Consider the following 804-nt stretch of genomic DNA (forward strand, 5'->3'; position numbering starts at 1 on the left):
GACTTTTATCGGATTGCCGCCGAGTCTGGAGGCGACGATCGCGCTTAGAAATCGAAATGATGACACGGACGCCCAGCTCGTCCATATCCAGCCAACGCTGCAATGGGCCGACTACCCCTTTATCCTCGATGCGGTAATGGAAGGCATGGGCATCGGTATTCTGCCGACATACGCAATGCGCGGACCCACCGCCAAAAATCTGCAGCAAGTACTTGCGCAGTACCAGATCGGCGGCCAGCTAAACAGCTTGTATATTATCACGCTTCCCAGCCGTTTCCCGTCACCCGCAAAGCGGGCGTTGATCGATTACCTGGAAAAGGAATTGAGAGAATGCGCCGAGTGCTGGAAGTAAGTGCATCACCCTGCTCCATCTCTCCCATCCGGTGCGCCAATTCGACGCCTCACCGCCTCTAGTTGCACCGTAACATTCAACAAGGCGTATCAATAATCGCGCGGCCGCCCAGGCGCCGCCGCGAGAACCCTTTGTTCATTCTGACCACACTACTGACCACCGGTGCACCCGCTCCACCGGTCCGTCGCAGAGCACGCCATGTTCGCGTCGGCACCAACCGCCCGCGCCACACCAGGCCTCGCCACGTGTGCACTGATCGACGTGCCACGCCCATCCGATCCTGGGGGCTATGACGAAGGCGCAAGGTTAACTGGCAGTGAACACAGCATCCGTTCCCAATGGGATTGTCAGTCGACAGCGTCAGTTCGAGAATGAACAAACGATGCATGGGCGGTAAGGAGATTCACGGAATCGGACGCGGTCTGATCCCATTTTTCGTCCCTATGCGACCG

The 804-nt window shown here is 57.7% G+C and carries 1 protein-coding gene; it reads left to right on the forward strand.

Annotation, left to right across the window (positions count from 1 at the left end):
• Positions 1-352 (forward strand): LysR substrate-binding domain-containing protein (locus tag F2P67_RS27565; RefSeq protein WP_246226568.1); only part of this gene is annotated, 352 nt, incomplete at its 5' end.
• Between the last annotated feature and the right edge of the window lie 452 nt (positions 353-804).

This window comes from Pseudomonas atagonensis, assembly GCF_011369485.1.
In the GTDB taxonomy this organism is placed as follows: domain Bacteria; phylum Pseudomonadota; class Gammaproteobacteria; order Pseudomonadales; family Pseudomonadaceae; genus Aquipseudomonas; species Aquipseudomonas atagonensis.